Origin of the sequence: Lapidilactobacillus concavus DSM 17758, assembly GCF_001435835.1 — a bacterium.
In the GTDB taxonomy this organism is placed as follows: domain Bacteria; phylum Bacillota; class Bacilli; order Lactobacillales; family Lactobacillaceae; genus Lapidilactobacillus; species Lapidilactobacillus concavus.
Map to the genome: position 1 here is coordinate 16,960 of NZ_AZFX01000010.1, position 24,624 is coordinate 41,583.

At 44.0% G+C, this 24,624-nt stretch carries 22 protein-coding genes; 1 reads left to right on the top strand and 21 read right to left on the bottom strand.

Annotated features, from left to right (window positions below; translation table 11 throughout):
• The 15 genes from FC15_RS01820 to FC15_RS01890 all read right to left on the bottom strand — a co-directional run bounded on the left by FC15_RS01820 (position 1) and on the right by FC15_RS01890 (position 13,442).
• Entirely contained in the window at positions 1 to 231 is a 231-nt protein-coding gene (locus tag FC15_RS01820; protein ID WP_057823370.1) for a DUF1146 family protein, read from the bottom strand.
• A gap of 326 nt (positions 232 to 557) precedes the next feature.
• Complete coding sequence (locus tag FC15_RS01825; protein WP_057823372.1) at positions 558 to 995, bottom strand: F0F1 ATP synthase subunit epsilon; 438 nt, start codon at positions 993 to 995, stop codon at positions 558 to 560.
• A gap of 13 nt (positions 996 to 1,008) precedes the next feature.
• Positions 1,009 to 2,424: a F0F1 ATP synthase subunit beta gene (gene atpD, locus FC15_RS01830; RefSeq protein WP_057823374.1), complete on the bottom strand. Its 1,416-nt coding sequence runs from the start codon at positions 2,422 to 2,424 to the stop codon at positions 1,009 to 1,011.
• A gap of 31 nt (positions 2,425 to 2,455) precedes the next feature.
• Positions 2,456 to 3,388: a F0F1 ATP synthase subunit gamma gene (locus FC15_RS01835; RefSeq protein WP_057823376.1), complete on the bottom strand. Its 933-nt coding sequence runs from the start codon at positions 3,386 to 3,388 to the stop codon at positions 2,456 to 2,458.
• Positions 3,389 to 3,446: 58 nt separating this feature from the next.
• Positions 3,447 to 4,955: a F0F1 ATP synthase subunit alpha gene (gene atpA, locus FC15_RS01840; RefSeq protein ID WP_057823381.1), complete on the bottom strand. Its 1,509-nt coding sequence runs from the start codon at positions 4,953 to 4,955 to the stop codon at positions 3,447 to 3,449.
• Positions 4,956 to 4,972: 17 nt separating this feature from the next.
• Positions 4,973 to 5,527: an ATP synthase F1 subunit delta gene (atpH, locus tag FC15_RS01845; protein ID WP_057823383.1), complete on the bottom strand. Its 555-nt coding sequence runs from the start codon at positions 5,525 to 5,527 to the stop codon at positions 4,973 to 4,975.
• The gene (gene atpF / locus FC15_RS01850; RefSeq protein ID WP_371861350.1) at positions 5,514 to 6,035 is read right to left on the bottom strand and encodes a F0F1 ATP synthase subunit B; all 522 of its coding nucleotides are present in this window, start codon (positions 6,033 to 6,035) and stop codon (positions 5,514 to 5,516) included. Before atpF ends, atpH begins: the two co-directional genes overlap by 14 nt.
• A 50-nt stretch (positions 6,036 to 6,085) precedes the next feature.
• Positions 6,086 to 6,301, bottom strand: coding sequence for a F0F1 ATP synthase subunit C (gene atpE, locus FC15_RS01855; RefSeq protein ID WP_057823387.1), 216 nt, complete (start codon positions 6,299 to 6,301; stop codon positions 6,086 to 6,088).
• Positions 6,302 to 6,323: 22 nt separating this feature from the next.
• Positions 6,324 to 7,037 carry a F0F1 ATP synthase subunit A gene (gene atpB / locus FC15_RS01860; protein ID WP_057823389.1) on the bottom strand — a complete coding sequence of 238 codons (714 nt, stop codon included), beginning with the start codon at positions 7,035 to 7,037 and terminating at the stop codon, positions 6,324 to 6,326.
• 411 nt (positions 7,038 to 7,448) lie between these two features.
• Positions 7,449 to 8,078 carry a uracil phosphoribosyltransferase gene (upp, locus tag FC15_RS01865; RefSeq protein WP_057823391.1) on the bottom strand — a complete coding sequence of 210 codons (630 nt, stop codon included), beginning with the start codon at positions 8,076 to 8,078 and terminating at the stop codon, positions 7,449 to 7,451.
• A gap of 68 nt (positions 8,079 to 8,146) precedes the next feature.
• Complete coding sequence (gene glyA, locus FC15_RS01870) at positions 8,147 to 9,385, bottom strand: serine hydroxymethyltransferase (protein ID WP_057823393.1); 1,239 nt, start codon at positions 9,383 to 9,385, stop codon at positions 8,147 to 8,149.
• Positions 9,386 to 9,811: 426 nt separating this feature from the next.
• Positions 9,812 to 10,837: an L-threonylcarbamoyladenylate synthase gene (locus FC15_RS01875; RefSeq protein ID WP_057823470.1), complete on the bottom strand. Its 1,026-nt coding sequence runs from the start codon at positions 10,835 to 10,837 to the stop codon at positions 9,812 to 9,814.
• 58 nt (positions 10,838 to 10,895) lie between these two features.
• Complete coding sequence (gene prmC / locus FC15_RS01880; RefSeq protein WP_057823395.1) at positions 10,896 to 11,765, bottom strand: peptide chain release factor N(5)-glutamine methyltransferase; 870 nt, start codon at positions 11,763 to 11,765, stop codon at positions 10,896 to 10,898.
• The gene (gene prfA / locus FC15_RS01885; RefSeq protein WP_057823397.1) at positions 11,746 to 12,840 is read right to left on the bottom strand and encodes a peptide chain release factor 1; all 1,095 of its coding nucleotides are present in this window, start codon (positions 12,838 to 12,840) and stop codon (positions 11,746 to 11,748) included. The genes prmC and prfA overlap by 20 nt, the downstream gene beginning before the upstream one ends.
• Positions 12,840 to 13,442, bottom strand: a complete 603-nt coding sequence (locus FC15_RS01890; protein ID WP_057823399.1) for a thymidine kinase — start codon at positions 13,440 to 13,442, stop codon at positions 12,840 to 12,842. Before FC15_RS01890 ends, prfA begins: the two co-directional genes overlap by 1 nt.
• Before the next feature lie 279 nt (positions 13,443 to 13,721).
• Between FC15_RS01890 and FC15_RS01895 the strand changes: the two genes are divergently transcribed.
• Entirely contained in the window at positions 13,722 to 15,074 is a 1,353-nt protein-coding gene (locus FC15_RS01895; protein WP_057823400.1) for a Mur ligase family protein, read from the top strand.
• Positions 15,075 to 15,356: 282 nt separating this feature from the next.
• Here the strand turns inward: FC15_RS01895 and FC15_RS01900 are convergent, their stop codons facing one another.
• The 6 genes from FC15_RS01900 to mgtA all read right to left on the bottom strand — a co-directional run bounded on the left by FC15_RS01900 (position 15,357) and on the right by mgtA (position 24,421).
• A complete protein-coding gene (locus FC15_RS01900; RefSeq protein ID WP_057823401.1) occupies positions 15,357 to 16,364 on the bottom strand; it encodes a serine hydrolase domain-containing protein in 1,008 nt (335 codons plus the stop codon).
• A 185-nt stretch (positions 16,365 to 16,549) separates the two neighbouring features.
• Positions 16,550 to 17,290: a hypothetical protein gene (locus FC15_RS01905; protein WP_057823402.1), complete on the bottom strand. Its 741-nt coding sequence runs from the start codon at positions 17,288 to 17,290 to the stop codon at positions 16,550 to 16,552.
• A 19-nt stretch (positions 17,291 to 17,309) separates the two neighbouring features.
• Positions 17,310 to 19,196, bottom strand: a complete 1,887-nt coding sequence (locus FC15_RS01910; RefSeq protein ID WP_057823403.1) for an ABC transporter ATP-binding protein — start codon at positions 19,194 to 19,196, stop codon at positions 17,310 to 17,312.
• Positions 19,189 to 20,925, bottom strand: coding sequence for an ABC transporter ATP-binding protein (locus tag FC15_RS01915; protein WP_057823405.1), 1,737 nt, complete (start codon positions 20,923 to 20,925; stop codon positions 19,189 to 19,191). Before FC15_RS01915 ends, FC15_RS01910 begins: the two co-directional genes overlap by 8 nt.
• Positions 20,918 to 21,583 carry a TetR/AcrR family transcriptional regulator gene (locus FC15_RS01920; RefSeq protein ID WP_057823406.1) on the bottom strand — a complete coding sequence of 222 codons (666 nt, stop codon included), beginning with the start codon at positions 21,581 to 21,583 and terminating at the stop codon, positions 20,918 to 20,920. The genes FC15_RS01915 and FC15_RS01920 overlap by 8 nt, the downstream gene beginning before the upstream one ends.
• Before the next feature lie 189 nt (positions 21,584 to 21,772).
• Positions 21,773 to 24,421, bottom strand: coding sequence for a magnesium-translocating P-type ATPase (mgtA, locus tag FC15_RS01925; RefSeq protein WP_057823407.1), 2,649 nt, complete (start codon positions 24,419 to 24,421; stop codon positions 21,773 to 21,775).
• Positions 24,422 to 24,624: the final 203 nt, after the last annotated feature.

The window sequence follows — 24,624 nt, forward strand, 5'->3', positions numbered from 1 at the left end:
TTAATATCCGAATAAGACGTTTTGTAGATTCATAATCACAGATAGCAAAAATGAACTGACGGTGTATCCGAGTGCAATCGCCAAAAATAGCTTCAAAATGCGACTCTTGGCTTCTTGCCGCTCACGAAAAAAGACATCGAAGCGAACGACAGTCAAGGCCTGATAGGATAAATAAACAAAGAACAGATGACTAATAATCGTAAAAAGTGCTTGTAAATTCACTGAATTCATGGCGATCCCTCCGAGCGTATTCTTGTTTTAGTTTATCATAACTCCCACTCTTTTGGCGGCTTGAAAGTCTATTTAGGAAAAAAATAATGAATAACGCTTTCCAAAAGATTCAAATTTGAACTCATGGGTTGAAATTTACAAATATTTCTAATCAGTCAGTCGTAACGATTCATCGAAAACACCTCAGCACGCGATCAGTTGACTCTTCATTAACACAGAAAAAGCTTAACCCCTGTATAACACAGAGATTAAGCTTGATCAATGAAGTCGGCTCAATCTGTTGATAAATCTGGATCAACACGTTCTTCATTTTAGATTTTCTATGATTATCTTCGATGCTTAGAAACATTGATTCGGTTAATGGCACGGTTCAAAGCAATCTGTGCACGGTTAACTTCGTCAATATCATGTTCGGCTTCGGCAGCCTTAATCTTCTCTTCAGCACGTTGGCGCGCACGTTCTGCACGAGTTAAATCGATATTGCGTGCACGTTCTGCACTATCTGCGACGATAGAAGCCACATTGTTGTTGACTTCCAAGAAGCCACCGTTGACCGCAATCGCATCTTCGTGATCTGGATCATCCGTTCGTTTGACACGAACTTCACCAATCTTCAAGGGTGCAATGATCGGCTCATGATTGGCCATGATACCCAAATCGCCATCAATTGCACACACAACAACTAAGTTAGCATGGTGATCATAGACAACACCATCCGGCGTCACGATATTAACGGTTATTACTTTTTTGGTATTTTCCGCCATCGCTCATGCCTCCTTACTTGCTTTGATGATGGTATCCCATTTTTTCGGCCTTAGCAACAACATCCTCAATCTTACCGACACCACGGAAAGCATCTTCAGGCATGTCATCATATTCACCATCTAAGATCGCTTTGAATCCAGAAACAGTATCCTTAACTGGGACATACGAACCTGGTTGACCAGTGAAGGCCTCAGCAACAAAGAAGTTTTGTGATAAGAAAAATTGAATCTTACGAGCACGTGCAACCAGCACCTTTTCGTCGTCAGACAATTCATCCATACCTAAGATCGAAATAATATCTTGCAATTCACGATAACGTTGCAAAACATGCTGTACTTCAGTTGCAACTTGATAATGTTCTTCACCAACAACTTCAGGATCAAGCGCGCTTGAAGAGGATTCAAGAGGATCCACGGCTGGATAAATACCCTGTTCAACAAGCCGACGTTCCAAGTTTGTTGTCGCATCCAAATGGGCAAAAGTAGTTGCAGGGGCAGGGTCCGTGTAGTCATCGGCAGGCACATAGATTGCCTGAATCGAGGTGACTGAACCTTTCTTCGTTGAAGTGATTCGCTCTTGTAACTGACCCATTTCAGTTGCCAACGTTGGCTGGTAACCAACAGCTGAAGGCATCCGACCCAATAAGGCAGAAACTTCTGAACCCGCCTGTGTGAATCGGAAAATATTATCGATGAAGAGTAAAACGTCTTGCCCCTCAACATCACGGAAGTATTCCGCAATTGTTAGTCCAGTCAAAGCAACACGCATACGTGCTCCAGGTGGCTCATTCATCTGACCAAAGACCATGGCCGTCTTGTCCAAGACTCCTGACCCCTTCATTTCGAAGTAAAGGTCATTACCTTCACGAGTTCTTTCACCAACACCCGTAAAGACTGAAATACCGCCATGCTCTTCAGCAATATTATGGATTAATTCTTGGATCAACACGGTTTTACCAACGCCGGCTCCACCGAATAATCCGACTTTACCACCACGAACGTATGGGGCAAGTAAATCAATGACTTTGATCCCAGTTTCAAGGATCTCTGAACTTGTACTTAAATCTTGGAATTTAGGCGCTGGCTTGTGAATGCCGTCGCGTCTGAAATCTGCAGGAAACTTAGGGCCATCATCGATGGTTTCACCTAAGACGTTAAACACACGACCCAACGTCTCTTTACCAACTGGTACAGAGATTGGACCACCTGTGTCTTCAACTTCGGTTCCACGTTGCAAACCATCCGTTGATTCCATGGCGATCGTGCGCATAATGCCATCGCCGAGTTCAAGGGCAACTTCCAAAATAACCGTTGATTTATCGGGCTTTGTCACTTTTAATGCAGCGTTAATGTCTGGCAGTCCTTCGTCAAGTGGAAACTCAACGTCAACAACCGGTCCAATAACTTGAACAATATGACCAACACTCATGCGTCTTAATTCCTCCCATCTTTATCATTTATTATTCTAGCGCAGCAGCGCCGCCAACAATTTCAGTAATTTCAGTTGTGATCTGTGCTTGACGCGCACGATTAAGTTGCGTCGACAAATCTTTGATCATGTTATTTGCATTATCAGTTGCACTCTTCATCGCCGTCATTGACGAAGCATGTTCGGCAGTCTTAGCATCCATAATCGAACCGAAAATCAAGCTTTCAGCATACTGTGGCAAAATGGCATTCAATGCCGCATCCACAGAAGGATCTGCAAGATATTCGGTTGTTTCGGAGTTTTGAACATGATCTGTATCTAGATCGGTGATTGGCAACATTTTTTCTGCACGAAACGCAGATGATAACGAATTAACGTGATGATTATAGCAGACATAGAGTTCGTCAAAGACGCCGTCATCAAACATGGTGACCATCGTTTTAACAATTTCACGAACCTCGTCAAATGTCGGCATATCGCTGACACCCCGATATTCATAGGCAAGCTGAATGTCACGGGCCTTAAAAAACTCAGCGCCCATACCACCAATTGCCATGACGGCATAATCATCAGGACTTTCATGATCATTCAAAATATCCATCACTGAACGTAAAACATTGCTGTTATAGCCACCGACTAACCCACGATCACTCGTGATCACAAGATAACCGGTTTTCTTAACTGGGCGCTCAACGAGTAAGTTGTTCAATGAAAGAATATCTTCCTCAGTCGTCCCTGTTTTACTCTTAGCATGTTGACGCATTGCTGCAAGTTCTAGAACTTTGTTAGCGGCAAGATGGGTGACAATCTCACGGATTTTTTGAGCATAAACTTGATAGTTCTGAGACTTATCCTCAAGTTTGAGCAGCTTTGCGCCGGAAACCATTTGCATGGCACTTGTGATCTGTCCAGTCTTCTTGGTTGATGCGATCCGTCGTTTAATATCAATTGTAGACTCAGCCAATTCTCACCACTCCTTGCTAACTTTTATAGTCACTCAATAGATAATGATTAGATAATGATTACTTATTTGCGACAAAACCATCGCCAAATGCTTTAACAGCAGCACTTAGATCTTTATCATCTGGCAAATCACCCGTTGTCTTGATGTGTTCCAACAAGTCAGCGTGACTGCTTTCAAAGTAATCAAACAATTCGCTCTGATAACGTTGAATATCATCCACTGGCACACTGTCCAAATAACCACGCGTCAAAGCGTACAGAATAATAACTTGCTTCTCAACAGGCAATGGTTGGTGTAATGGTTGCTTCAGAACTTCAACCGTACGACGTCCACGATTCAGTTTAGCCTGAGTCGCTTCGTCAAGGTCAGAGCCGAACTGGGAAAATGATTCCAATTCACGGTAAGAGGCAAGATCCACACGTAAGGTACCGGCAACTTTCTTCATTGCTTTGATCTGTGCGGCGCCACCAACACGAGAAACAGAACCACCGGCATCCATGGCAGGACGTGTTCCTGAATAGAACAAGTCGCTCTCCAAGAAAATCTGTCCATCGGTAATTGAGATCACGTTAGTAGGAATATATGCGGCATTATCTCCGGCTTGAGTTTCGATAATTGGTAAGGCAGTCATAGAACCGCCACCCAATTCATCACTCAACTTGGCAGAACGTTCAAGTAAACGTGAGTGCAAGTAGAAAATATCACCGGGATAAGCTTCACGACCAGGCGGACGACGAAGCAGTAAGGATATTTCACGATAAGAGGCAGCTTGTTTACTCAAATCATCAAAGATGATCAAGACATGCTTGCCACGATACATGAATTCCTCACCCATCGCAGATCCGGCATAAGGCGCAATGTAAAGCATTGGTGCTGGTTCACTAGGACCAGCTTCAACGATAATTGTGTAATCTAACGCACCGAATCGACGAAGCGTTTCGACTTGGGTTCTAACCGTTGACTCTTTCTGACCAATAGCAACATAAATACAGATTGTATCCTGTCCCTTTTGGTTCAAAATTGTATCAATTGCAATCGAAGTCTTACCTGTCTTACGGTCACCAATGATCAACTCACGCTGACCACGACCGATTGGCACTAACGCGTCAATTGCCTTCAGCCCTGTTTGTAAAGGTTGAGAAACTGATTGACGTTGCATAACGCCAGGTGCAGGAGATTCCATTGGACGGGTGTTTGTTGTCTTGATAGGTCCTTTACCATCGACGGGTTGACCTAATGGGTTGACCACTCGACCAATCATAGCTTCGCCAACAGGCACTTCCATAATTCGACCAGTACGTTTAACCGTATCGCCTTCGCGAATATCGTCAAACTTACCTAGAACAATAATACCCACATCATTAGTTTCCAAGTTTTGTGCCACGCCGTACGAACCATTTGAAAATTCAAGCAATTCACTCGACATGACGTTATCAAGACCATGAGCACGGGCAATACCGTCACCAACGTAAGTCACGGTCCCAACTTCCTCAACCTTGAGCTGATCTTGATAATTTGCTAATTGTTGTTTAATTAATGCACTAATTTCTTCAGCTTTGATGCTCAACCGATTCACCTCGCTTTTTAATTATTTAATGGCTGAGCTAATAACTCACGAACTCGATTCAGTTTTGTCTGCACACTACCATCGATTCGACGATCTTGTGCTTGCAAAATCATGCCCCCAATGATCGACTGATCGACCACATTGGTCACAACAACGCTGTTCCCAGAGAAGCGCTGCAAATAAGCATCGCCCACACGCTTGATTTGATCGTCATCCATTGGTACAGCGGTTGTGGCGGTGATTAAAACACGTCCGTTCACACTATCGTAACGACGTTCAAATTCATCAATGATAAACTCGATATCGTTCATGCGATGATAATCAAAAACAAGCTGCAGAAAATGTTGAAGCGTCTCTGAAAAAGACTGTTTCAAAGTCGCCAAAATCTTCTGCTTATCGGGAAGACTTAAACGTGAATCGGATAAAATATTACCCAAATCAGGATCGTCAGCAAAAACTTGACGTAACGCCAACAATTCTTTGTAGATTTCAGACGCATCTTGCGTTTCAGTGGCATATTCAAAAAGAGCCTTTGCGTAGCGTTTGCCAACTGTATATTTATCTAGTTTCATCAGCGCTCGTCAACCCCTTAATATAGGCATCGATCAAGTCCTTTTGATCTGAAACACTTAATTCTTTGCCAATTAACTTTTCAGCAATATCTACAGAAATCTGGGCAACATCTTGACGTGCGCTATTCAATGCTTCAGTACGAGCCCGTTGTGCATCGGCGCGTGCCTTAGCTTTGACACTGTCGGCATCGCTTTGAGCGGCATCTAAGATTTCTTGACGTCGTTTATCGCCATTAACTTTTGCTGTGTTCACGATCTGAATTGCTTCAGACTTAGAATTTTTCAATTCTGCTTGACGTTGTGCTGCCATCTTCTCAGCTTGCGCACGTGAAGTTGCCGCGCCATCTAAATCTTCGTTGATCTTATTGGCACGATCATTCATCATCTTCGTCACTGGGCCCCAAGCGAAGTGCTTGACGAGCAGGAGCAAGAGAATGAAGACGACAAGTAGAAATAGCGAATCGCCTAAGCTCGCAAAATCAATTGCAGCAATGACTGATCCATTCATCATGAATAACGCTCCCTTCTTCTAAGATTTGAAACCAAACGTTTGCAGTCTTAGACAAAGAGAATCAAGAAAGCAACAACGACAGCCAAGATAGGAACGGCTTCAATTAAACCAACACCAACGAACATTGTACTTCTCAAAGTACCAGCGATTTCTGGTTGGCGTGCCATACTTTCGACCGTCTTAGAAATAACTTTGGCATTACCATAAGAAGTAGCTAGTGCTGCAAGTCCGGCAGCAATTGCTGCGGCGATATATTTACTCATTGATAAATCCTCCTAAATTTTTTTACTCTTCACGTTCTAATTTACGTGAAAAATAGACACACGATAGAATTGAAAATACGTAGGCCTGAATGGCTCCAATGAATACGGAGAAGCCTTGCCAGATCATGGTCATTGGTGCGGCAACAACCACACTAACAATGCCCATGCTGTTTGCCACCATGACCAGTAAACCGATCAGAACTTCACCGGCATAAATGTTACCGTAAAGTCGAAGTGACAACGTCAAAAAGTTGGTAAACTCTTCGATCAAGTTAACTGGCAATAAGAAGCTGACCGGGCTCACATAATTGTGTAAATAGCCCTTCAGTCCAAACTTTTGTACAGAAAAATAATGTGACATCAACAGAGTCACCATGGCTAACGGCATCGTTACCATTGGATCGGCGGTTGGTGATTTCGTGAAAGTGTACCCATTGATCTTGACTTGGAAGAATAATCCAATCACATTCGCAAACAAGATAAATGTGAACAACACGAAAATATAGAAATAAAAGGGCTTGCCCTCTTCACCAGGCATGATCGATTTCACAATACCATTCGTAAAATCAATCAAATACTCTAAAACATTCTGACCCTTGCCCGGCTTCATGGTTAACTTTCGTGAAAGAAAGAATGTAAACACAAAAACCAATAAAGCCGTCAATAAAATTGAAAGGCAATTGGCAACATTGAACCGTAGACCAATGAATGTTAGGTATTGATACTTGCTCTCCAAAGCGCGCCTCCTTCCCAAAACAATTCGAACATTCCGAGCCGACACAACGAGGCTAATCCTTGATAAGTGTTGAGAAAAAACGCCGACCAAAAATTAACCAGACCTTAATACCAAACCCGAAATTGTGTCTCAGTCAACAGACCTAGTTACGAAAACACAAAGTCCATAGTATCACCATTAAATGTAAAATTCAAAGAAAAGTTCAAAGAAAAGTTTTGAAAACTTGAAAAAATTGATTTGAATCTAAATGACACTCGTGGACCTTGAACGACCGAAAAATCGACTTTTTTTCAATCCTATATTGCTGATTGGCAGTTTGCCTCATTCAACGGCCACCTGAATGCCACCTCATGCAACTGAATCACTGTTACAGTTGCACCCGCAGATAAGTGCTTCTAGGGTAGCTGGTAGCTACTTGGTACCGAATAAACGATCGCCGGCATCGCCCAGACCTGGGAAAATGTAGCCATTATCGGTAAGCTTCTCATCAAGAGATGCAGCGTAAATATCAACATCTGGATGAGCTTCTTGCACGGCTTTGACACCCTCTGGTGCAGCAACAAGAACGACGAGACGCATGTTCTTGGCCCCACGCTTCTTGAGTGCATCAATGGCCATGTTTGCAGAACCACCAGTGGCTAACATTGGATCAACAATGAATAAATCACGTTGATCAATATCTGGTGGCATCTTAACAAAATATTCGTGCGGCTCTAAGGTTTGCTCGTCACGATACATGCCAATGTGACCAACTTTAGCAGCAGGGATCAGTTGCAAGACACCATCAACCATGCCTAAACCTGCACGCAAAATTGGTACAACAGCTAATTTCTTACCCGATAACTGTTTCTGAACCGTCTTGCCCATTGGCGTCTCGATTTCAACATCGACTAAGGGTAAGTCACGAGTTATTTCATAGACCATTAATTCGGCGATTTCATTCGCAACCTCACGAAAAACCTTCGTTCCTGTTGCCTTATCTCGAATAATTGTCAACTTGTGCTGAATCAAGGGGTGATTCAAAACGGTAAATTTCCCCATGCTTTTGCCACCTTTCATTTTTTAAATCATATCAATGATAAGCTAGTTTTCAGTAAATTGCTAGAAAATCATGACCAATTTGTCGGAAAACTTTCGGCAAAAGTTGTAATCTGGTGATGGAGTTCCTGAACCTTAGTTTCATCATCACGCGATTTGATGACATCAATGATGAATTGTGCAACTTTTTGGCAATCTGCTTCCTTCATACCCCGGGTGGTAATCGCGGGTGTACCGATTCGAACACCACTGGCTTTGAACGGTCCGTTTTTCTCAAAAGGAATCGTGTTCTTATTCAACGTGATCTGCACGTGATCCATTAATTCTTGAACATCACGGCCATACAAGCCGGTCTTGGTGACGTCTAGCATGAACAAATGGTTGTCGGTTCCGCCAGAAACAATTCGGAACGTAGGATCCGCGTTGAAAACCGCAGCCATCGCCTTGGCGTTCTTAACGACCTGTTGTGAATAAGAGATAAACTCTGGTTGTAAGTCCTCGCCGAACGCAATCGCTTTTGCGGCAATCACGTGTTCCAGTGGTCCACCCTGTGTGCCTGGAAATACCGCAGAATCCAATGCTTTCGCATATTTCTCCTTGGCTAAAATCAACCCACCACGCGGTCCACGCAATGTTTTATGCGTCGTCGACGTGACCACATCACAATATGGAACCGGACTCGGATGAACACCTGCCGCAACTAAGCCAGCAATGTGTGCCATATCCACCATCAACATCGCGCCGACTTGGTCGGCGATTTCGCGGAACTTCTTGAAGTCAATGATTCGACTATAGGCGGATGCTCCAGCGACGATCAACTTAGGTTGAACTTCTTGCGCGATTTTTGCGATCGCATCGTAGTCCAACTGTTCCGTCTCTGGATCTACCCCATAGCTGTGAAACTGGTAAGTCTGACCACTGAAATTAACGGGCGACCCATGCGTGAGGTGACCTCCGGCAGTCAAATCCATCCCCAAAACGGTGTCCCCGGGTTTCAACAACGCTCGGTAAACGGCCTCGTTAGCTTGTGAACCAGAATGTGGCTGCACATTGGCATACTCGGCTCCGAACAGCTGCTTAGCCCGATCAATCGCTAGCGTTTCAACTTGGTCGATGTACTCACAACCGCCATAAAAGCGACGACCGGGATAACCTTCCGCATACTTGTTCGTCAAAACACTGCCTTGTGCACGACGAACGGCTTCAGAAACCACATTCTCTGAGGCAATTAATTCAATGTTCTGGCGCTGGCGTTGCTCTTCGCGATGAATTGCTTGCCAAACCGCCTGATCTTTCTCAATAAATGTCATTGACAGACCTCCTTTTGCCCCATTATACCGGTAATCTTGTTCATTCGAAAGTAAAACCGACTAACTTCTTGTGACTAATTAATCGGGAACTCTTTTTCTTAAGATAGACAGGTCAATACGAAGTTATTTGCGACAGATTGGGCCTTATTTCACTTAACTATTTTCCATTATTTTTAACCGCATTTCACAATCATTCGATTTTGCTGGCGACTATGGCCTAAAAATCTAGTGCCGCACTCATTGAGCCGTATCCAAGTCACCCATCAATAAAAAAGCGCCAGCGACAGTGATTCATCGAAGGCACTTGATCAAAAAAACGTATTGGATGAGAACAACTCATTTCCGACACAGTTTTTTTGAAATTTTCATTTTGACTTTTTCAAAAACAAGCAACTTTCATCTAGGCATTGAATAAAAAGTTAATGTCTAAAATACGGTAGCCTCATAAAATTGACCACCCGCAGACTTCTTCAGACGGTTCATATAGGCAATCCCCAACCCTTTTTCAGGGACACCAGCGGCTAAAATCAGGTCAATCCCAGGCTGATCATCAAACCAACGTAAGCCTGCAAAAAGCTGATGACTCGCACTCTGAATATCCGCACCAAGTGAATACGTTGTCACCAAGTCGCTAGTAACCAGCATTTGTAGTTGTTCATCAAAGGCCAACACACCGAATGGCTTGCGATAGTGTTGCCGAGTCTTTGCAACTGCCTCAGCAAAGTTCTTCGTCGGTTCAACAATCAAGACTTGGGCAGCGGGAGCATAATGTTTGTACTTCATCCCGGGTGCCTTTGGCGTTTCTTTGGCACCGACATGATGCTGTGCTGTATCAACGGTTCCCAGCAATGGGGCCAAATCATCAGCGTCATAGTAACCCGGACGTAAAATAGCAGCTGGTGCCACGCTTAGATCGATGATGGTCGATTCCAAACCAACTTGTGTCTGCCCATCATCCAAGATCCCGGCAATTTTACCTCTGAGATCATGATAGACATGTTGCGCCTTCGTTGGACTTGGTTTACCAGAAGTATTGGCAGACGGCCCAACAATCGGTGTCCCCGTTTCCTTGATCAGCTCGAGTGTCGCATCGTTCTTCGGCATTCGAAACGCTGCTGTACTCAGGCCACCAGTGACAACGGACGAGAGCGTATTCGGCTGTAATGGTAAGATGATCGTTAAAGGTCCAGGCCAAAAAGTTGCCATTAATTTCTCAGCTAATTCACTTTTGACTGCATATTTCCAAACCATTTCTGGTGAACAGACGGTCACAATCAAAGGATTGTCGCTCGGACGGCCTTTTGCAACGTAAACTTGGCGAACAGCTGCTTCGTTATCGACAATTGCACCGAGTCCATAGACCGTTTCAGTTGGGAACGACACCAAATGGCCGGCTCTCAACTCCGCAGCTGCCTCTGGAATATCCTGTTTCGTATAAATTTTTGTTTCCATCATCAATTCGCCTCTGAAGTTTCCTCTCAAAATTTTAAAGCTAATTCCGTTCAATGATTCATTTTTTAGGTGTTAATGGCGCTATGTCAACGCACACCATCCGTGGCCAATTGGCAAGATCGCGACGAATCTCAACACCGGCCCCCGGTAGTGCCCGCTTGAAAATAGCCTCAATCTCGGGTGCCTGTTGATAGCCAAATTCCATGAACAAGCGACCAGCAGGTTTCAAGTAAGATTGCACGCTTGTGGCAATCCGCTGATAAAGGGCCAGACCATTATGATCGGCAAAAAGCGCCGTCGCCGGCTCAAAATGACGAACAGAATAATCCATGACTGCTTCTTCTTGGTGTGAAATATAAGGTGGATTCGAGACGATCACGTCAAATGGTGCCGTTTGTTCAGGCAATGCTGCCCAAAGATCCCCTTCAGCAAAACTGACATCCAAATTCAAATTCATGGCATTTTGGCGGGCAACAGTTAAAGCTTGCATACTGATATCCGTCGCCAACACCTGGCTATTGGCAAAGTGTTGCTTTAGTGCCAAGGCGATTGCACCGCTCCCCGTACCGATATCCAGAATTCTTAGTGATGCATCTGGAAGATAGCCCTCTTCGATCCAAGCGACTAATTCTTCGGTTTCTGGTCGCGGAATCAAGGTTGCAGGATTCACTTTTAGCTTCATCCCTGCGAACCAGGCTTCACCTAAAAGATATTGCGCAGGCAGTCCGGTCGCCAACTGCGATACATCCTGTTGGAACTGTTGCCAAACGGCTACTGGCATTGCTGTACGTTCATTCAGCAGCAGGTCGGTTTTGCGCCAATTCAGTCGTTCCATCAAGACATACTCAGCTGACTCTGGATCCAGATCACGCTCTTTTAACAACAAAAAAGCCCATTGCAGGGCCTGATTATAGTTGGTTGGCGTCATCGGAAATTTGCTCCAACTTCTTGGTCTGATCTGAAACAATCAAGGCATCGATCACTTCGCCTAACTCACCATTCATGATGCGATCAAGTTTGTTCAATGTTAAACCGATGCGGTGATCCGTCACTCGGTTCTGAGGATAATTATAAGTTCGAATTCGCTCCGAACGATCACCCGTTCCGACGGCTGACTTCCGATTGGCATCATACTCGCTCTGATTCTGACTTTCGTAATAGTCGTAGACACGTGACCGTAAAATTTGCATCGCCTTTTCACGGTTTTGCTGTTGCGAACGCTGATCCTGCATCGCAACCACAATACCTGAAGGTAAGTGAGTCATACGAACCGCTGAAGACGTCTTGTTGATATGCTGACCACCGGCACCTGATGAACGGTAAACGTCGACTCGAATATCCTTAGGATCAATGTCGATATCGACTGAGTCATATTCGGGCATAACGGCAACAGTTGCGGTCGACGTATGAACCCGTCCCTGCGATTCCGTTGTGGGAATACGTTGAACACGATGTGCCCCGTTTTCATATTTTAACTTCGAATAGACATTGTCACCCGTAATCATGACGGCAACTTCTTTAAATCCACCGACTTCAGTACGGTTCTCATCGACAATTTCGAATTGCCACCCTTGACGCTCAGCGTAATGATGGTACATGTCTAATAAGTCGCCAGCAAAAAGTGAAGCCTCATCACCGCCCGCTGCTCCACGGATTTCCATAATAATATTCTTATCATCATTAGGATCCTTAGGCAACATTAAAACTTTAATTTCTTCTTCAAGTTGATCACGCTCGGTGCTCAACTCTGACATGTCTTCTTTGGCCAGATCCGTTAATTCTTTATCATCGCTCTCACGAATAATTTGATCGTTGTCGCTGATACCTTGAATCACTTCGCGATAATGTTTGTATTTATTGACGATCTCCGCCATGCCTGCTGCTTCCTTGGAAACCTCCAAGTAACGTTTGGTATTACCGATAACTTCTGGATCGGCCATCATTTCGGTTAATTCATCATAACGGTCGATCAAACCATCTAGCTGTGCTAAAATTTTGTCCATTATTGACCTTCTTCCACATGATTCTCGACTTGATCCAGCAACGGATGATTATAATGTACACGACAAACGGGATAATACGACTCATTACCACCCATTTGTACTTGTTTGCCTTCATAGACTGGATGACCTTCATGAATTCGCAAATTCATCGTTGCTTTTTTATGACAGAACCAACAGATGGTTTTGATTTCTTCAATTTTATCTGCATAGAGCAACAAATAGTGCGAACCCTCGAATAATTCATTACGAAAATCATTCTTTAATCCAAAAGTCATCACTGGAATATCCAGCTCATCAACGATCCGGGCAGCTTCAAGAATATGATGTTTCTCTAAGAACTGTGCCTCATCGATCAATACACAGGCTGCTTGAGGATTGATTGCCTGAACGCGTTCAAAAATATTCGTCTCTGAGAAAATCGGTTCCGCAGCACGTTTCAGCCCAATTCGACTCGACACATATCCAACGCCATCACGCGAATCGACGCCACTCGTCATTAAGATCACGGGTTTATTTTCTTCTTCATAATTATGTGCAACCTTAAGAATATCGATTGTCTTACCCGAATTCATTGCGCCATAGCGAAAGAATAATTGCGCCATTTCTATTCCGCCTCCAGATTTTGATTACCGCTTTTTAGTATAACCGAAAAACCGGGGCTTGCCTAGAATTAATCATTGAAAAGTCGCTACGAAGATCTCTCACAAACGGTGATCTTACATCGATGGCGCCAGTATTCTGAACCATTCAAAATTTTATCCATTCGTAGGATTCATAGAACTTCTTGCAATTCGTTTTAGTTTATCATCGACTAAAGTGCTCGCGTTTAAAGTATGGTAAAATGGACCAGTACTGATTCTGAAATGATCGAGGTTATAACTATGTCAATAAAGGCGGCCTTTGCAAGTTTTCTCGGAAAGAGCAGCTATTGGTTCTTGCACAACTTCCGTAGCGGCGGTAGCTCTTATCCTGGTAAACTCGCCACAAGAATTGATCCCGAAATTCTGAGACACCTAGCCGAAAATTACGACGTGATCATCGTCACTGGCACCAATGGGAAAACGATGACCACCTCTCTCCTGACTAAAATTCTGAAAGAACAATATCCAGATGTGTTAACAAATCCCAGTGGATCCAATATGTTACAGGGAATTGTGACCTCCTTCTTGGCAGCGGGTCCTAAGCCGAAGGGGCGTAAAGGTTTGGCCGTTCTAGAAGTTGATGAGGCAAACGTCGAACCCGTTTGCCGCCAATTAACACCGACAGCCTTCCTACTAACGAATATTTTCCGTGATCAGATGGATCGTTATGGCGAGATCTATACCACTTATCAAAAAATCGTCGATGGGATCAAACTGGCACCCCAAGCCACGATTATTGCCAATGGTGACGCACCGATTTTTAATTCTAAGCAATTACCTAATCCGATCATCTATTACGGTTTTGCGGATAGTGATAAACCCGATGCTGATTTAAGAGCTAGTTTCAATTCTGACGGTGTTCTTTGTCCTGTTTGCAACCATATCTTGCACTATCACAGCATTACGTATGCAAATTTGGGCGACTACTTCTGTCCTAACTGCAGCTTCTCCCGTCCAGAACTAACCGATGCTGTCACCGCTGTTCAGGAACTACGACCGACGTTTTCTAATTTTATTATCAATAAACAAGCATTTACGATTCATGTGGGTGGTGTCTACAACATCTACAACGCGTTAGCTGCCTACACGACTGCAAAATTCCTCAAAATCGCGCCTGAATCGATTGCGGCTGCCTTCAATTATGATGAACAAGTTTTCGGTCGACAAGAAGTCATCAAGTTAAATGGCAAGCACGCAACCATTATTCTCGTCAAAAATCCGGTTGGCTTGAATCAAGTCTTCGACCTCATTAAAACAGATCCACATCCCTACTCGCTTGGTTTCTTATTGAATGCCCATGCCGCTGATGGTAAAGATACCAGTTGGATCTGGGATGGCGAATTTGAACAATTGCCTTTCCAAGATATTCCGAAAATTATACTTGGTGGCGAACGTCTGAAGGACATTCAGCTTCGCTTCAAAGTTGCTGGTGCAAACGCAGACAGCATCGTTGCTACTCAAGATTTAACTGACTTCATCACGCAAGCGGGTGAAGTTCCGGATGAACATATTTATATTTTGACGACTTACACGGCAATGTTGGCTTTGCGGAAACAACTTGCAAATCAAGGCATTATCCCCGCAGGATTTTAGCAGTCAAAAAAGTACGCAATCATCAGATTCTCGTTTTGAGACGAGATCATGAAGATTGCGTACTTTTTTGTGGTGAGAATGACACTAATTGGTTAACTAGACTGGAATAAACAAGAAACGATTCTTGCCAAACGAGTTCTTGTCACCAGTACAGACGGGATTAGCCCCTAAAACTAAACCAATCCAATTGAAAAATGCATTTAATTTATAAAAGCTCTTTTTTGCCAACTAAACGTCGAATTATCGAACTATTTAGGAATTAACTTCAGCTTCTAAATCTATCTAGTTACTTGGTAATTCTGCCATGAACTGATCCACGATTAAGTGACGTCGGTCGAGAAAAACAGGATTCTCTTCGACGGGATGAATTCGATTCGTCAATACAATCAAACCTTGCTGCAATTGCTGATCCAAAACGATAAAGGTGCCAGTATAGCCACTGTGAAAAAGCAAAGGGTGTTGATCAGTCGGCGCAAATCGCAGCGCCCATCCCAACGAACGTTGCAAGTGATGACGCGTATGATCAGCGTACAATTGTGCTATAAACGACCGTGAGATCAGCTCAGGCAAGTCCGGTCGCTGGCCAAGGTACCACTGACTAAACTGAACTAAATCAGCTAGAGTTGCAAACAAACCCGCTGAACCACAATGACGACCCAGTGTATGCGCCTTGGGATCATGAACCACTCCTTGCAAAAGCTGGCCATCTTTACGATTAGTCGGCACACAATTGGCCGGATCAGGTGTGAAAGTCGCGCCTGCCAGTTTCAGTGGCTGCAATACCCGCTCAGTAATCACCTGTTGAACTGATTTTCCACAAACTTGTTCGATCACCCAACCCAGATATAAAAAGCCAACATCCGTATAAATCATCTCATGTTCAAAAGTAGCTGTGACCGGTAGTTTGAGCAACGCAGCTTTCAAGTCAGCCGCCGAAAGTCGATCACGATTGGGAATATAGCCAGCAATTCCCGATGTATGGGTCAAAAGATGCCACAGCTGTACCCGCTCATCTTGAAATGCGGGTAAATATTTCTGGACGGGATCTTCAAGCTGCACCTTCCCTTGCGCAATCAATTGAAAAATCACTGTGGTCGTCCCCACAATTTTGGTCAAGCTCGCGAGATCATACTGCGATCCAGCATGTAGCTGAAGGCGTTTCGGCACCAGTTCTCGCCATCCAAACACATCAGTCAAGACACGAGAGTGATCGATCAGCGCATAACTGACACCTGGAACGATCTGATCAGTGACTAAATCTGCCAATAATTGTCGTGTTTTTGTATACATCTGCTCACCTCATAGCTTCAGATTAGCATTTTTTAAATTAAAATCCAGTCTCACTTCGGCACAACTTCTTCATCTCGGACCTCATCATCGTAAAATCAGAGACACCAAAAATACCTCCGGACCGATCTCAAATGATCAGTTCGAAGGCACCTATCGTCAGGCTTAAGCTCAGCCTAAATAAAATCTTATTTCTTCACGAGGTACATATACAACGCTTTGTCAGAGAAACTTGTTTCGAACGTCACACCCTTATTCTTGATATTTTCGACTATCGTTTGGCCGTTCTCTGCATCCTTAGCTAGTTTCTGATAGTCTTTGAGTACCTTCTGGCCATCAGCACCAACTGCGGTCGAGAGTGCAATCAATCTCATGGCGAAATCTTTCATCTTCGTCTTTGATTTCATGTCTTTGACAGGAAAAATATAGGCAATACTCATCACTTTTTGATTTTGAATATTTGCACGAATTTTGACACCATCGACTGAGTAAAGATCGACCAGGCCATCCTTTTGCATCATAGGTAGTGCGGTTGCCACCAGCTTCATCTGTTTATTGATCATGTTGTAAGCCATCGCAAATTGTGGATAGGCAACTAAAGCCTTGCTCTTCTTGACGGTCACCTGTTTTGTGACTGTTTGACCGGACTTCTTAGCCTGGACCGCCACTTTTTGCGCGTCGGTCGAACTTGGCACTTGAATCACAAAAGTACCATCATTGTTAACGGCAGACTGACGAGTCGCACCATCGATTTGATAGGTCACTTTTGCTTGCGTGCTGACGGTCCCCTTGACGACGGCAACCAAACCATTCGCGCCATAACTCGTCTTCGTAGGCTTCAAACTCGGGCTGCTACTCTGACAGCCAGCCAATGCAACAGTTGCACCTAAGACGACCGCGAGACTGGCAATCATTTTTTTAATCTTCATTGAAAAATTCCCTCCAGTCTTAAATAGCAACATTACCAGAAAATTGTGAATTGTACAGATCAGCATAGAACCCATTCTGTGCCATTAAGTCATCGTGATTGCCGGTTTCAACGATTGAGCCATGATTCATCACTAAGATATTATCAGCATCGCGAATAGTTGACAAACGGTGTGCAACAACGAAACTCGTCCGGCCCTTCAATAAGCGATTCATGGCGTGCTGAATTTGTAACTCGGTTCGTGTATCAACAGAAGAAGTTGCCTCATCCAAAATCAAAATTTCGGGATCTGCAACAAATGCGCGCGCAATTGTCAATAATTGACGTTGACCCTGGGAAATATTGGAAGCTTCTTCGTTCAAGATTGTGTCGTACCCATCTGGTAATTGACGAACGAATTCATCCACATGGGCTGCCTTGGCTGCCGCGATAATTTCATCATGAGAAGCATCTTCGCGACCATATTTCAAGTTGTCGTAGATTGTACCCGTAAACAACCAAGTATCCTGTAACACCATCGCGAAATGACGACGAAGATCTTCGCGAGCAATATTACGTGTGTCTTGACCTTTCAAGCGGATCGAGCCAGCACTAATATCATAGAAACGCTCGAGTAAGTTAATGATCGTGGTTTTACCCGCACCGGTAGGACCGACAATGGCGATCATTTGACCAGGCTTCACGTTTAAGTTGTAATCAGTCATCAGCAATTCCTTGCCTTGATAACCGAACTGAACGTGTTCCATTGTCAGAACGTCATCGGTTGCTTGATCAGCAATCTCAACGTGTGTGTCTTCCATATCGGGTTCATCGAACACTTCGAAGATACGTTCGGCTGAAGCAACGGTTGCCTGAATCGTATTCGCTAAGTTAGCCAATTGCGAGATTGGCTGTGAGAATTGTTGCGTGTATTGCAAGAAGGCCTGCACATCACCTAAAGTCATATTCCCATTCGCCACTTTGATGCCACCAAGAACAGCAACGAACACATAACCCAAGTTGTTAACAAAAGTCATCAGCGGCATAATCAGTCCAGAAATCATCTGAGCCTTCCACGCAGCCGTGTAGAGCTTCTTATTCTCAGCTGCAAATTCATCGATGGCTGCCTGTTCATGGTTAAAACTCTTATTGACGATTTGGCCGGCATAATTTTCTTCAACTTGGTCGTTCAATAGACCCAAGCTCTTCTGTTGTGCCGCAAAAAATTTCTGAGAACGTGGAGCGACGACGCCAACAACAATCAAACTCAACGGGATTGTTGCTAAGGGTAATAGCGTCAGCTGCCAGCTGATCGTAAGCATCATCCACAATGTTCCCACGAACATGACGGTACTGGTGATCAATTGCGTCAAGCTTTGTTGTAGGGTGCCGGCAATGTTATCCATATCATTAATGGCACGTGACATAATATCCCCATTGGAATGGGTGTCATAATAATTGATTGGTAACCGTTGCATCTTTTCTTTCATTTGTTTCCGTAAGCGATAAACTGTATCCTGTGAAACTCGAGTCATCACGAACTGCATCACGAAGTTCAATAATGCCGAGGCCAGATACATGATAATCACAGTAATAATAATCTCTTGAATCTTATCAAAGTTAATTGGGAATTGCTTCTGAGCGATTCCGGCCTTCTGTGCAGCCTGACCACGCATGACACCCTTAAATAACTCTGTCGTTGCTTGACCGAGAATCTTTGGTGTCCGCACTTGAAGAATCTGTGACGTGATGGCAAAAATCATCACGATAATCAAGGCAATCCAATATTTAGACATGTAGCCAAACAGGCGTTTCGTGGTGCCCCAGAAATTTTTAGGTTTATCTCCTGGCATCGCCATGCCACGGCCAGGGCCGTGACCACCACCCATTGGACGTGATGGATGATTAGAACTCTTTTGATCACTCATGCATTTCGCCCCCCTGTTTGATTTGCGATTCAACAATTTCACGATAGGTTTCATTGTTGGCTTTCAATTCGCTATGCGTACCAATACCAACCATCTTACCTTCATCGAGCACGATAATTTGATCGGCATCCGCAACCGTCGAAACTCGTTGACCGACAATCACAACGACTGCTTTTTGAATACTTTCATCTTCACGTAACGCACGACGTAAATTAGAATCCGTTTTAAAGTCCAGTGCCGAGAATGAATCATCGAAGACATAGACGGATGCTTTCTTAACTAATGCCCGTGCAATTGCCAGACGTTGCTTCTGCCCACCTGAGAAGTTATTCCCACCTTGCTCAACAAAAGTATCAAGGCCTTCTGCTTCTTTAACAAAGTCAGTGGACTGAGCAATTTCAAGTGCATGCCATAATTCTTCATCCGTTGCTTCCGGATTCCCGTAACGCAAGTTGTCACGCAAACTACCCTTGAACAGGACGGCTTTTTGTGGGACCAAGGCGATTTCTGATTGCAACTGCTGCTGGTCGACGTCTCGAACATCGAGACCATTGATGCGAACTGCACCAGTTTCAACATCATAGAAACGTGGAATCAAGTTGATCAAGGTTGACTTACCTGAACCCGTACCACCAATAATGGCCAAAGTCTGACCCTTGGTGACGTGTGCGTCAACACCAGTTAAAGCTAGATGTTCAGCCCCGTGATAACGGAAGACCACCTGATCGAAATCCAAACTTGTTTCGGGTTCATCCGCGAAGGTTTTTGGTTGTTCAGCAGGAGTCAAGGTTGATTTTAAATTCAAGACTTCGTGAATACGTGCTGCAGAAGCTTGACCACGAGGAATGAAAACGAAAACCATCGATAACATCATGAAACTCATCAGGATCTGCATGGCATAAGTCATGAAGGCAATCATGTTACCAACCGCCATGGCTTGGTTAGCAATTAAATGCCCACCATTCCAGATGATTGCGATGTTTGTGCCACTCATGATTAATGTCATTAGTGGAAACATCACCGCCATGATAGAGAAAACTTTCCGTGCATTTCGCGTGTAGTCTTTATTTGCTTCATCAAAGCGGTTCTGTTCAAAAGCATCACGAACGAATGCACGAATTACCCGCACACCGGTCAATCCTTCACGAAAGACCAGGTTCAAGTTATCAGTTTTTGTCTGCATTGCCTTGAATAGAGGGACTGCGAAATACATCACGACACCGACGAACACAACCATGATTGGAATGACAACGACGAAAATACTTGTCAATTGCGCATCCTTTTGGTAAGCCATGAAGCTTGCGCCGACCAACATGATTGGTGCCATGATCATCATTCTCAGCGCCATCATGGCCACGTTTTGAATCTGAACAACGTCGTTTGTCGTTCGCGTAATCAATGAAGACGTGCCGACTTGATCGAATTCATCGTTCGACATGTATAAGACTTTTTCATAGATATCTTGGCGCAACCTTTGGCCTAGTCCTTGTGATGTCTTGGCGGCGAGATAAACATTGCCAAATGAGAAAATCACAGACAAGACGGAGACCGCAAGCATTTTTAGTCCAGCACTCCAAATATAATTCGTGTCGCCTTTAGCAACACCATAGTTAACCAAATCAGAAGTTAAATTTGGTAAGTACAAACTTGTAAACACTTGGCCAGTCATAAACGCAATGGCAAAAAAAACAGCCCAGCCTGAAACGCGCTTCTTAGCAAGTTTAATCATTTAATTCCCTCCCAGTTGTTTCTTTTAAGACGCCGTACTCGAACCAATTCAACAATTCATCGAAAGTTCGTTGCGATTGGATCAGCTGACCCTCATGCATTTCTTCGTGATGTCGAATGAAATAGCGTGCCATCGACTGCCCCATAAAACCAAGCAGCATATGCAGCAATAAATCAAAACGATCATCTTCAATACGCAAACGCGTGAGATCTGTACGCTTCTTTATTTCTTGTTGCCAAGCAGACCAATCTTGATGATGGTGTCGTGGCACTTCACGTTTGAGTAAATGTTGATAGCCACGATAGTCCATTTCCATAAAGATATTCTGTAACAGGCGATGATCAACACCTTGACTCAAATAATCAATCACATCTGCGTAAGTCGCACGAATTGCCGCAAACAGATCTCCCTGCTGCTCAGTGAGATGATCAAGTAAGTCATTCTTGAAAAGATCGCGATAGCTTTGTAGGACATAAAAATAAATATCTTCTTTATCCTTAAAGTATTGATAGAAACTACCCCGCGGAATCTCAGCCAATTGAATAATGTCTGTAATCGTGACTTCTGTATAGGAAGCATCCGAAAAAGCCTGACGTGCAGCAGCCATAATTTTCTTCTGCTTTTCGAGTGGCAAACTTAAGAACGTTTGACTTGGCATCCATGAACCTCCTTTTTCTTAATCTTTTCATTCAATGTAGACGATTGACACTTCGCATCCGCATTAATTCAACAAACAGCGTGTCAAAAAAATTGTAAACAAAAAATGACGCTCTGTCATATGACAAAGTGTCATTATAAACGTCATTTTTAAAACAATCAACTTATCGTTATCGTCGGCATCGATTTTTTAAAGTAATTCAGTGAACTTCTTAAGATACCACTTTTTAGCAAATGTGACCACAACTAAGTAGGCAATCACAGTTAGCATTAGCCATGGCCAATAACTTCCTGGCAGGCTCACCAAGCCAATGTCGTGCCCAAATGCCGTGATAGGCAGCAGTGATCCGACGCCAATTTCCAACACAGACGCAAGCAACATGGCTTTAGACGCCGTACTCTGAATGAACGGCACTTTTGGCGTCCGCAAAGCGTGTAAGACGAGTGTTTGGGTCCACAAGGATTCAACAAACCAACCTGCATGAAAAATGGCGACGAAAAGAACTTGTTGTTGCGGTGTTAGCGTGTGATAACTGCCACCAAGCAATCCAGGACAAACCACAAAATACATCAATAAATAAGTGCTGATATCAAAAATCGAGCTAGTGGGGCCAAACCAAATCATAAATTTACCGATTGAATTGGTCGTCCACTTTTTTGGTGCTTGTAAATATTCTGAGTCCATCCGATCCCAGGGAATCGACAAACAAGCAAAATCGTAAATTAAATTCAAGAGTAATAATTGAACGGGTAACATTGGTAAGAATGGTAGAAAAATACTCGCGCAGAGCACGGATAACATATTACCAAAATTAGAGCTGGTGGTGGCCTTAATGTATTTCATGATGTTCCCAAACGTCTCGCGACCAACCAACAATCCCGTTGCCAAAATAGCTAAGTCTTTGTGCAACAAGATCACGTCAGCGGAGTCTTTAGCAACGTCAACGGCTGTATCGACCGAAATACCCACATCAGCTGTTTTCATAGCGGGCGCATCGTTGATACCATCGCCCATAAATCCAACCGTATGACCGTTCTCCTTCAACAATGCCATGATCTGTTTCTTCTGTTGTGGATTCAGCTGTACGAAGACTTGATTGCGTTCGACGGCAACCGCCATCTGAGTTTCATCCAGCGAATTCAACTGCTCGCCCGTAATCAGCTCAGAATGTTCAAGACCAACTTTCTGACACATCGCACGCGTGACCAACTCATTATCACCGGTTAAGACCTTCACCTCGACCTGATAATTTTTGAGCTCTTGCAAGGCCTCCCTGGCACTCGCCTTCGGTGGATCCAGAAAAGCCAGATAGCCTATTAGCGTCATTTGAGTCTCATCCACCACCGTAAAAGGCGTTGGTGCATCTACAAAAGTTTTGATTGCCACCGCGATGACTCGCAACCCTTGTTGATTTAAATGAGCGACTTGTGTTAATAGTTTAGCTCGATTTTCATTGGTCAGAGGGGCCACCTGTTTACCAAACATGACTGAATCGGTGACCTGTAGAATCTCATCAACCGCACCTTTTGTAATCAGCTGGACATTCCCATCCTGATGACGAACTGCCACACTCATTCGCCGCCGTTGAAAATCAAACGGAATTTCGTCAACCTTTTCTGTGGCCTCTAACTGTGAAAATTGATTCTCAGACAAGTGTTGTTTAGTGGCATCGATAATGGCCAAATCAAGCATGTTTTTCAGCCCTGTCTGATGTGCGCTGTTCAGGTAGGCGAGACGCAACACGCCGTCGTCCACCTCACCCTCACAATTCAAATGTGAGGACAAGACAATCTGATCTTCCGTTAACGTGCCGGTTTTATCAGTGCAGAGCACATCGATTGCGCCAAAGTTCTGAATGGCGTTCAGATGCTTGATAATCGTTCCTTTCTTAGACATTCGGTTGGCACCACGAACCAAATTGGTCGTCACGATCATCGGCAACATTTCCGGAGTCAATCCAACGGCCACCGATAATCCAAACATGAGTGCCTGCAACCAGTCACCTTTAGTGAAGCCGTTGATGATAATTACGGTCGGTGCCATCAATGCCATGAACCGAATCAACAACATTGAGGTTTGCTGGACTCCCGTTTCAAAGTTAGTCGGCGTCGGTTGAGCACCAAGATCCTTGACCACCCCGCCAAAAACGGTTCGATCGCCTGTTGAAATAACAATTGCTTCTGCAGTTCCGCTGACCACATCACTGCCCATGAAAACTAAATTTTGATAACTAGTTTCCGATGCCGCCTCAGTGATTTCCACATCGGCACGTTTCTCAACAGGATAGCTTTCACCAGTTAGCGCCGCCTGTGAAACAGACAAATCTTTACTGCTCAACAATCTCAAATCTGCTGAAATCATTGCTCCAGCAGATAACTCGATCAGATTGCCGCAAACCACCTCGTCCGGCGATAACTCAAGAATTTGACCTGCTCGTTTCACTGCCACCGTTGAATTGACCATCGATTCTAATTGATATGCGGCTTGATCTGAACGTACCGTTTGTATCAACGACATCGTGCCGCTGATGAAGACTAAGACTAGAATGATCAAGACACCGAGCAAGTTGCGATCTTGTGGCGCCGCATTAAGATAATCGGTGAAAAAAGAAATGACGGCTAGGGCAATCAATACCAATGTAAATGGCGTCAGATAAGCCCTAACTGCTTCGACAATTAAAGGTGTCTTTTTTTGATAAGTTAATTTATTGGTCCCATATCTTGCGCGCAACCCGGCAATTTGATTATCGGTTAAACCGGTTATTGCCGTGTCAAATTTCGACAACACCTGATCTGCGGTTGCGCGTGCATATGAATCATAATCTATTTTTTTAATCATGTTTTCCCCTCTCCATTTATCAGACATAGAGGAAACTCACACGATCTCGGTGTGAACCAATGATGATTGCCACACCGCACCGTGAAATCTCCTCGGGCGATGATCATCATCCATCTTGGTTCAACTCCTTGTTTTGTAAAATTTGTTTGAAACGGTCAAACGTTATAATGAAACGCGCGATATTTTTACCAACTCACTCAGCT